Origin of the sequence: Paenibacillus antri, from assembly GCF_005765165.1 — a bacterium.
Classification (GTDB): domain Bacteria; phylum Bacillota; class Bacilli; order Paenibacillales; family YIM-B00363; genus Paenibacillus_AE; species Paenibacillus_AE antri.
This window is the reverse complement of record NZ_VCIW01000029.1, coordinates 59,948-66,653: the sequence shown is the minus strand read 5'-3', so window position 1 is coordinate 66,653 and position 6,706 is coordinate 59,948. Positions and strand designations below refer to the sequence as shown.

Annotated in this window: 7 protein-coding genes; all 7 read right to left on the bottom strand. The window is 59.3% G+C overall.

Annotation, left to right across the window (positions count from 1 at the left end; genetic code table 11):
* Nucleotides 1–245 precede the first annotated feature (245 nt).
* A complete protein-coding gene (locus FE782_RS29025; protein WP_158299604.1) occupies nucleotides 246–1,592 on the bottom strand; it encodes a flavin monoamine oxidase family protein in 1,347 nt (448 codons plus the stop codon).
* Nucleotides 1,593–1,717: 125 nt separating this feature from the next.
* The gene (locus FE782_RS29020; RefSeq protein ID WP_138197853.1) at nucleotides 1,718–2,344 is read right to left on the bottom strand and encodes a YqaA family protein; all 627 of its coding nucleotides are present in this window, start codon (nucleotides 2,342–2,344) and stop codon (nucleotides 1,718–1,720) included.
* A 99-nt stretch (nucleotides 2,345–2,443) separates the two neighbouring features.
* A complete protein-coding gene (locus FE782_RS29015) occupies nucleotides 2,444–2,590 on the bottom strand; it encodes a helix-turn-helix domain-containing protein (protein WP_138197852.1) in 147 nt (48 codons plus the stop codon).
* A 225-nt stretch (nucleotides 2,591–2,815) separates the two neighbouring features.
* A complete protein-coding gene (locus FE782_RS29010; protein ID WP_138197851.1) occupies nucleotides 2,816–3,049 on the bottom strand; it encodes a hypothetical protein in 234 nt (77 codons plus the stop codon).
* A gap of 11 nt (nucleotides 3,050–3,060) precedes the next feature.
* A complete protein-coding gene (locus FE782_RS29005; protein ID WP_138197850.1) occupies nucleotides 3,061–3,945 on the bottom strand; it encodes a carbohydrate ABC transporter permease in 885 nt (294 codons plus the stop codon).
* Between the two features lie 18 nt (nucleotides 3,946–3,963).
* Complete coding sequence (locus tag FE782_RS29000; RefSeq protein WP_138197849.1) at nucleotides 3,964–4,854, bottom strand: ABC transporter permease; 891 nt, start codon at nucleotides 4,852–4,854, stop codon at nucleotides 3,964–3,966.
* A 74-nt stretch (nucleotides 4,855–4,928) separates the two neighbouring features.
* On the bottom strand, nucleotides 4,929–6,650 hold the full coding sequence (locus tag FE782_RS28995) for an extracellular solute-binding protein (protein WP_138197848.1): 1,722 nt from the start codon (nucleotides 6,648–6,650) through the stop codon (nucleotides 4,929–4,931).
* Nucleotides 6,651–6,706 lie beyond the last annotated feature (56 nt).

The following is a 6,706-nucleotide window of genomic DNA, read 5'->3' as shown; positions in this document are numbered from 1 at the left end:
GTCGGATTTCTCCCATGGCACACCTCGACCTGATTAATTGTTTTTATTGTAACAGGTCTTCACTTACGGCGTGTCCACCTTCTAGTCTAATTGCATTTAGACGGAAGCTTCCGCTTGTAAGCGCGAATCCGCGCTTTCCTTCGGTAGGACGTACATTCTTTCTCGAATATCGACCGCCTACTCTTAAGACTCTGCTCGCCGAACGCAAGGAAGGACCGGACCGGGCCTTCGCCCGATGCGGTCCCTTACGGCCGGATCGCCCGCAGCACCTCGGCCGCCGCCCGCTCCCCCGATTGTACGGCCCCTTCCATGTAGGACCGCCACACGGTCGCGGTCTCGGTGCCGGCCCAATGGATCGGCCCGACGGGCTGCAGCAGCGCGGGACCGAGCTGCGTCAGGACGCCCGGCGGGATATGCGCGGCGTACCCGCCCCTCGACCATGGATCGGACATCCAATCCTTCTCGTGGAACGCGATCGGCCGAAGCGCTTCGGCGCCGAACGGCACCGACAAGCTTCGCAACACGACCGCTTGTCGTTCCTCTCGGCGCAGTAAACCGAGCGTGCGCGCGCCCTTCCCCGTAGCGAGCGCGGTCAGCACGCCCTTGCCCCGCCCTGGCAACGAGCTGTCCATCGTGAGCCGGATCGGACCTTGGTCCATATAGGCCTCGCCGCTCAACCCCGCGTCCCGCCAGAACGCCTTCTCGAATGCGACGATAAACTTCATGACGGCGCCTTGTCCCGCCCGCTGCGTCAGCTGATCCCGCAAATACGGCAGCGCGGGATCATACAGAATGCGACCCGCGAACGTCGGAGGCATCGCGAGAATCGCCCGCTTCCCCTCCCAAGCTTCGCGATCCGTCCGCACCGTCACCGAGTGCTCCGTCCACTCGACGGCGCGTACCGGGGCGTTCAGCCGTACCGAATCGCCGAGCGCCGCCGCCATCCGCTCCGGCAGCGCCTGTGCGCCTTCCGCGATCCAGCGCTGTTCCGCCGTAAGAATCTCGTCGTGTCCGCCGCACGACGCCGACGACCAAACCGCGTCCAGCAGCGAAAATTCGCCTAGCTCCCCGCACAGCGCTTCCTCCGCAATGACCTCGTAGAGCGCCTTCCCGTACTTGGAAAACATCGTCCGATCCAGCCACGATCGAAGCGTGACGGCGTCCCATTGTTCGGCCTCCTTCGACTTCCATGGCGCCTGCAAGTCGATTCGCCGCTCCAGATCGCGCAGCCGCTTCCGCAATCGAAGCACGTCCAAGAGGGAAGGCGCGGGCAACGGCGGCGTTCCGGACGCCGACGCGCGCCGGCGGCCGAGCAGCTCATAGAACACGCGCCCCTCCGTGTGCGTCGGCGTCGTCGTCAGCCCGAACCGACGCAGCAGCTCCGTCATCCGAGGCTGCTTGGACGACACCCATTGGGCGCCGTAATCGACGACGACGCCGTCCTCCGCTCGGCTGTACACTCGCCCGCCGACCCGGTCGCGCGCCTCTAACAAGACGAAGGAAACCTGATGCGACATCAATTCCAATGCGGCGGTTAACCCGGCTAAACCGGCGCCGACGACGATCACCTCGGTCTGATGCCTAGGAACCAAAGACTTCTCCTCCACGGTCGGTATCCTCTTCAGGATTAACGCCCGGCCGCCAATTTAATCCATCGTTCCCGGCGAAAATGAATTCAGGCCGATGCGTCGCCGCATCGGCCTGATCAACCGCTCGATTATGCCTCTTCGCTATGCGAAGCCTGAGCCGCCACCGTCGCCTTCCCGCCTGCCGCTCCTTTCGCTTTCGCGCGGTTCGCCAGCTTTCGCTTGACGAACAACCCTATCAGCAGCACCGGCACGGCGATGAGGAAGACGTACATAGACACCTGCTTCACCATGCCTTCGGCCGCCCGACCGTACATATAAAACAGGCTGCCGACGATGTAAAACTTCGCGGCCCGCCCGATCGCGGCGTAGACCATCAGCTTCCACAACGGGAAATTCAAGCCCCCGGACAATATCGTAAATACCTTAAAGGGGATGGGCGTGAACGCGCCGATCATGACGGCGGCTTCTCCGTTCTTGCCGAACATGGCGGTCGCCGAGTCGACCCACTTCTTCTTCAGAAATTTATGAAGCAGCACCTTGCCCGACAGCCTGCCGATGCCGTAACCGACCGGCGTTCCCAGCAAGCAACCGATGAACCCGACCGTGGCCAATTGAAGCGCTGCCTGCGGATCGATCATGCTTAACGAAACCTGCGTGAAGAACGCCGGAATCGGAAAGAAGATCGCGTCGATCATCGAATGTACGAACAACCCTAACGCGCCGAACTGTTTTAAAAACTCCGCTATGCTATCCATCCGATCGATATTCCCCATTCCGAGACTTCCACTGAGTCGTGCCGCTTCATTGTAACAGGAAACGGGCGATTCGTGAATCGGCTGCGGCACAGGGGAGACCTAGACTTTGTGCGGGGACGCTCGAAGAGGCCGGGAGAACGCTACGCGCCGCCGGCGGAAGTCGCCGGGCGTCATGCCGGAATACTTCTTGAACATCCGAATGAACGAGATGGAATGATTGTAGCCGACCTGGGCGGCGATATCCATTTTTGGGCTACTTGATGGAGAGTACCATGTACAACGAACAAGAAATGCTTACAATATTCCATTTACATTTCCTTTTCGCAGATTTAACTGTAAAACAAAATCATCGATATACGTACTCCACGGCTCCCTAAATGAACTAGCGTTCTACCTTACTTCCCCTCTTCCCGGAAGCCAGAAAACGCACGTCACCGGGAGCATTGCTTAAAACCATGCTTTCCCGCTCCGTTATTCCGCGCTTCGCTCGCGGAGAACGTACGTCTCCTCGATCGTCGCCGGCTTCATCGGCGCTAGCAACGAGCAGATTCCGGACCGAAGCTCTATCGCATCGCCGTAAGACTCGGTCGTAAACGAGGGAGCCGGGCTGGACAGTGAAATCGGCCCCGCGAGGAACGCTCTCGCTGCTTCTTGAAGCTTAAAGCGCTGCTCGGGATGATGCGACAGCTCGGGCAGAAGATGCACGAATACGTAAGTTATTCCTTCACGCTGCCGAGCACGATGCCCTTCACGAAATAACGCTGCAAGAACGGATATACCAGCAGGATCGGAAGCGCCCCTAGGAAAATCTGAGCCGCCTTGAACGTCCGGTCGTTGATCTCGGCGAGCAAATCGAGATCCTGCGAGGCGATGTCCGATAAATCCTGCTGCACGACGACGGTCTGCAAATAGCTTTGCAGCGGATAATGCTCCGGCCGATTCATGAAGATCAGCCCGTCGAACCAGGAATTCCAATGATTGACGGTCGCGAACAACGTAATCGTCGCAAGCGCCGGGAGCGACAGCGGCACGAAGATGCGCCACATCGTCGTCCATTGACCTGCGCCGTCCATGAACGCCGCCTCTTCCATCTCCCTCGGCAAGTTCCGGAAGAAGTTGAGCAGCAGGATCACATTGAATACGGGCACGGCTCCCGGGAGCACCAACGCCCAGATCGAATCCAACAGTCCCGTATATTTTACGGTCATATAAACCGGAATCAGGCCGCCGTTAAACAAGATCGTAACGACGAATATCCAAGCGTACGCGGTTCTCGACTTGAACGCGCTCGCCTCTTTCGACAGCGGGTACGCTACTAAGATCGTAAGAAACATATTGACGGTTACGCCGATGCCGACCCGCTGCAGCGTCACCAGCAGCGCATCGAGAAATTCGCCCTGCATCAGGACGTATTCGTACGAGGCCGTCGTAAACCCGACCGGCCACAGCTTGACGAAGCCGCCGGCGGCCGCCGCATTGGAGCTGAAGGAGACGGCCAGCACGTGAACGATCGGAAATAGGCACAGGAACGATAATGCCGTAAGGAACGCGTAGTTAAAGCCGACGAACAACCTTCGACCGAACGAGTATGGTTCCACCACGCCGATCCGCTCCTTTCTCTAGAAAATTCTATAGTTCGCCAGCCGGTACGCGAGCAAATAAGAAATCAGAATGAACGCCAGCGACACGACGGACTTGAACAGTCCGACCGCCGTCGCGACGGAATATTGCGCGTCGACCAACCCGAGCCGATAGACGAACGTGTCGATAATGTCGCCCGTCTCGTACACCTGAGGGCTGTACAGATTAAACACTTGATCGAAGCCGGCGTTGAGCACGTTGCCGAGGCTCAGTACGGACAACAGGACGATGATCGGCGCCATGCCCGGCAGCGTGATATGCAGCGTCTGCTTCCACCGGTTCGCGCCGTCGACGATGGCCGCTTCGTACAACGCCGGGTTAATGCCCGTAATGGCGGCCAAATAGACGATCGTGTTGTACCCGAACTCCTTCCACGTATCGGTCCCGACCAGCACGAACGGAAACCAGGACCGATCGCCGAGGAAGTAGATCGGCTCGACGCCGAACGTCCCCAGGAACTGATTAACGATGCCGACGGACGGGGACAGGACGTCGATCAGAATGCCGCCGAGCAAAATCCAAGACAAGAAGTGAGGCAAGTACACCAAGGTTTGAAAACTGCGCTTGAACGCTTCTTTGCGGACTTCGTTCAAGAGCAGCGCGATCGTAATCGGCACGACGAGATTCGCGGCCATCTTCATGACGGCGATAAAGACGGTGTTCCGAAGCACGCGAAGCGAATCCGGCATCGCCATGACGTATTGGAAGTTGTCCCAACCGACCCACGCGGAACCTCCCAAGCCGCGCGCGGGAATGAATTTCTGGAACGCGATGACGATCCCGAACATCGGACCGTAACTGTACACGAGGATCAAGAGCAGCGCGGGCAAAATCATGAGGTGCAGCGGCCATTGAATTTTCTTCGTCATGGAATTCCTCCTCCCCGGAAAACGCAGAATGCCGAGGAAGGACCCCGGCACTCTGTCTTTTCCTTATTAAGAAGTTATCTGGATGTATACCACTCGTTGACTTCTTGCGTCATCCGATCGCCGCCGAGCTTCTTCCAATCCTCGACGAATTTATCGAACGTATCGATGGAGTCGCCGAGAATGATCTTCGTGAACGTCTCGATCTCCATTTTCTTCAGCGTCTCGCCGCGCTCCGCCATCGTCGGCGTGTTCACGCCGTAGAACTCGCCCGGCTTGAGCAGGTCGTTTTCGACGTAACGCTTAATCACTTCGTAAGAGCCCTTGCGGCCGAACACCTTGTCGTAGCCCCATGCGTTCGGGTCGCCTCGGCCTTCTTCGACCGCCAAGCTGTTGTTGTACGCATCCGTCTCTTCCGCGTTCAGCCCGGTCGGATCCTTCTTGTCGAGCGCCTCGACGACGCGCTTGTGGATGCCGAGGTTTTTGTTCGGCTGCCCGACGAGGAACGGATAATACGGCCATACTTCGATGCCGTCGACCTTCGAGTGCGCCTGCCAGACGTCCGCCGGCGTATCCGGACCGAACTGCAGCTCGCCGAACAGGTTCAGCATTTTGATGAGCGCTTCCGGATGCTCGGCATCCTTGCGAACGACGTAATAGGAGCCTACCGCGAGCGACGGAATTTGCGCGTTCGCCAAGGCGCCGCTTTCGTTCACGAGCGGATACGCCTGCCAATCGGCGTTCGGGTCGTTCGCTTTGCTGTTCTTCAGCATGTCGAGCGAAATCCACATCGCGCCGTACGTCATGCCGACCTTGCCGGAGGCGGCCAGTTCCCCGGCTTTCGCTTCGTCCTTGACGCCGAACTCGCGGTCGATGAGCCCGTTCTTGAACATCGTCTGCAGCGCGGCGAGCGCCGTCTTCATCTCCGGCTGCACGCTGCCGAACGCGAGCGTGCCGTCGGCCGCCTTCACCCACGTTTGCGGGTAGGCGTTATAACCGTTCATGAAGCCTTCGAGCGCGCCGTAGGCTCCGTACAGGTTTTTCATAAGCGCCAGGCCGTACGTGTCGTTCTGGCCGTTGCCGTCGGGATCCTTCGCCGCGAACGCTTCGGCGATAGCCAGCACGTCGTTCATCGACTTCGGCTCGGGGAGGCCGAGCCGATCCAACCAATCCTTGCGGATCCATAGGATCGGCGACGCGTCCAGCGTGGAGCCCGGGCTCGGGAACGCCATCAGCCTGCCGTCGAACGCGGCGGAGGCGAGCGCGTTCGTCGCGTCGTTCATGAAGCCCTTCACGAGCGGGGTGGCGTGCTTCTCGTAGACGTCCGTAATGTCCATCACTTGGCCGGCTTCCACGAGCTGGTTCAGCTGCGTCGCGTTCACTTGGAAGAAATCCGGCAGATCGCCCGAAGCGATCGTTACGTTCATCTTCTCCGCGCCCTGCTCGTTCTTCACGACCCACTGGTTGTTGACCTTGATGCCGAGCCGCTCGGACAGCGTACGCGTCCATTGGTTGTTGTCGATATCCTCGCCGTCCTTAAACTTGAGCTCGCCGATAATGCGCACCGTCGAAATTTCGATCGGCGGATCGTATTTCCCGAAATACGGGTCCGCGTCGGCCGCCGGCGCGGCGGGCGCATTCGCCGCGTCCCCGCTCCCTTCGGCGGCGGCGGGCTGCTCGTCGCCCGTCCCGGACGCCGTCTCTTCCTTGGAGCCGCCCCCGGTGCCGCATGCGGTCGCAACGAGGCTGAAGCACAGCAGCGCGGCAAGCGCCGCCGTCCAACGATAATTGTTTTTCATGTCTCTGAATCCTCCCTTAATCGACGTGTCTGAGGCGATTTCTGGTTACGCTTTCA